2 protein-coding genes are annotated in these 2,921 nt (G+C 34.1%); one reads left to right on the top strand and one right to left on the bottom strand.

What is annotated here, in order from left to right:
• Positions 1-285: 285 nt before the first annotated feature.
• A complete protein-coding gene (locus TJ68_RS04190) occupies positions 286-1,137 on the bottom strand; it encodes a LysR family transcriptional regulator (RefSeq protein WP_040928922.1) in 852 nt (283 codons plus the stop codon).
• 118 nt (positions 1,138-1,255) lie between these two features.
• On the opposite strand from TJ68_RS04190, the gene tcuA reads away from it, so the two are divergent.
• Positions 1,256-2,719, top strand: coding sequence for an FAD-dependent tricarballylate dehydrogenase TcuA (gene tcuA / locus TJ68_RS04185; RefSeq protein WP_040928921.1), 1,464 nt, complete (start codon positions 1,256-1,258; stop codon positions 2,717-2,719).
• Positions 2,720-2,921: the final 202 nt, after the last annotated feature.

Here is a 2,921-nt window from a genome sequence, read left to right as displayed (position 1 = left end):
GGAGATAACAAATACTCAATTCGTTTAAGAGCCAATATAAAGCATGATGGCTTGGATGAGAGACAAGAGTTTACAACAGGTTATGATCTCATCTATGATAAAAAACAAGGCGGTTTAAAAATAACAAATTATCACGATCTATAATAAGAACTGTAGACAGAAATGATGTGCTATCGAGAAGTTGGACTTTTGGAATTAAGCAGATTGTAAGGCATGTTTCCTGAATTGTTCAGGTGACATGCCTTTTAATTTTATCTTTATCATATTGTCTATACTATTAAATGATTAGGAGTTTATAATTAATCGGACAAATTCATCGACAACTTTTAAGTTTAAGCTCTCTTCTTTATAAGCCAGCCACGTATTTCTATAAATTTTTTCATCATTAACTTTAATTGGCATCGTATATAAGCTATTTTCATTTTGAATGTTAATACCTGGAACGATTGTATAACCGAGTCCACGTTTTACCATTTCGATACTCGTTTCTATTCGGTCTACTTCCATTGTTGTATAGACTGGAGAATTATAATTATCTCTCCACCACTTATCGATGGTGCTTTTTAAACTGAGATCTGTTAGATATTGTATATAGTTTTCTTCTGGTAATGATTCTAAATTTAACTTTTTTGTTGAGATAATATGTAGATTATCCTTTTCAAGTATGTGCTTTTTACTGTTCCACTTAAAATCTCCTCTTAAAAATGCGACGTGGATTGTTTCGTTTTGAAGCTTTTCTAATATTTCACTGCTCCATCCAGTCACGAGCTCAACCTCAACGTTTGGATATTGTTTTATAAAGTTTTCAAGTAAATCTGGCAATTCATAGTGTGCATAGTTACTCGAAGACCCGATACGAATGGTTCCTTGAAGTTCATCTTTCATATTTTTTAAATGATCGAGTAGCTTTCTTTCTTCTTTTAACATTCTCTTTGAATACTCAACTAAATAGATACCTTCAGCAGTAAAAGAGATTCCTTTATTTCCTCGATGTAAAATTTGTATTCCAAGTGAAGATTCGATTTGTTTAATTCTATAAGTTAATGACGGTTGCGTCGTGTACAATCGTTTAGCGGTACGTGTTAAATTCATTTCTTCATATAGCGTAATTAATAATATCCAATCTTTTGTATTCATTGTTAACCTCTTGATATAAATAAATTCTATTAGTTTATATTTAATATATATATTTTACTTATGTCAAACGGTTTCATAAAATTTATATAAGAGAACTTTTAAAAGGAGTAATAAAAATATGGAATATAAATTTGACATTGTCGTTGTCGGAACAGGTAATGCTGCGTTATCGGCAGCGGTTGCTGCAAGTGAAGAAGGTAAAAAAGTATTGATGCTTGAAAAAGGACCAAAAAATAATCGAGGCGGGAACTCGTTTTTCACAGACGGTGCGATACGCTTTGCATATAAGGATTTAGATAGCTATAGAGAAATCGTGTCGGATATTTCAGAAGATGATGAAATCGTACTTCCGAAATACGATAGTGAAGACTTTTATAATGATATGATGAAAGTCACGCAAGGTAAATCTAAACCTGAACTCGCAAGACATCTCGTAGAAAATTCATATGACACTATTCTATGGATGAAAAAACAAGGCGTCGAATTTATAGCAAATGAAAACCAGTATTTTGAAAAAGATGGCGTAAAAACATTTTGGGGTGGATTACCTACAAAAACATACCGTAAAGGTATTGGTTTAGTAGAAACGTTATTTAAAAAAGCAGAAGAGAACGGTGTAGAAATATGGTATAGCTCACCTGCAATTAAACTTGAAGCAAGTAATAATAAAATTACTGGAGTACAAGTGAATAAAGACGGTGAGAACGTACAAGTTGCTGCAGATGCAGTCATCTTAGCATGTGGAGGATTCGAAGCAGACGCTAAAAAGCGTACAGAAAATCTAGGTGAAGAATGGTCTAAAGCAGTCGTTCGAGGCACAAAACACAATACAGGTGACGGTATTTCTATGGCGTTAGCAGTTGGGGCTGTAAAAGCTGGACAGTATGATGGATGTCACGCACATACGACAGATTACAACGCACCAAAATTCGGTGATTTCGAAAAACCTGGTGACATATACAAAAAATCATCATATCCACTCGGTTTAATTGTAAACGCTGAAGGTAATCGATTTGTAGATGAGGGTGCGGATTTTAGAAACTATACGTACGCAAAATATGGAAAAGAGACGTTAAAACAAACAGATCATAAAGCGTTCCAAATTTACGATAGCCAAGTAAAACCTCTCCTACGTGTAGAATACGAATTAGACGAAGCGACTAAAATCGAGGCAAATACTTTAGAAGAACTTGCTGAAAAAATGAATGTCGATAAAAAACAATTTTTAAAAACGATTGAAGAATATAACAACGCGGTTGTTGATGGTGACTACAATCCGAGCATTAAAGATGGTAAATCAACATCTGGTCTCGACCCTAAAAAATCAAACTGGGCGTTAAAATTTAACGAAGCGCCGTTTTATGCATATCCTGTCACTTGTGGAATTACGTTTACGTTCGGTGGTATTAAAGTAAACGACAAAGCAGAAGTATTAAATGAAAATGACGCACCAATCACAGGGCTATATGCAGCAGGTGAGATGGTCGGTGAATTATTCTATCATAACTATCCAGGTGGATCAGGACTCATGTCAGGATCAGTATTCGGAAAAACAGCAGGGAAAAATGCTGCGAAATTATAAATAGAGACGATATCATCGTATAATGAATAAATAACAATCTAATTAGGAGAGATACGATGAATATTGGCTTAATTGGTGCAGGTGCGATTGGACAGTTTTTATTAAAACATACGAAAGAACGTAGTGACTTACGTATTACGAATATTTTAGTACGAGATAAATCTAAGTATCAGCATTTAGAAGAGGCGTATAATGTAGATCT

The sequence above is a fragment of the Nosocomiicoccus massiliensis genome (genome assembly GCF_000438455.1).
GTDB classification, from domain to species: Bacteria; Bacillota; Bacilli; order Staphylococcales; family Salinicoccaceae; genus Nosocomiicoccus; species Nosocomiicoccus massiliensis.
The sequence above is the reverse complement of the archived record's forward strand: the minus strand, read 5'-3'. Positions and strand labels throughout refer to the sequence as shown.

Coding starts and splice junctions, on each gene's coding strand:
- TJ68_RS04190 (WP_040928922.1), bottom strand. CDS start 1,137: ATGAATACAAAAGATTGGATATTATTAATTACGCTATATGAAGAAATG.
- tcuA (WP_040928921.1), top strand. CDS start 1,256: ATGGAATATAAATTTGACATTGTCGTTGTCGGAACAGGTAATGCTGCG.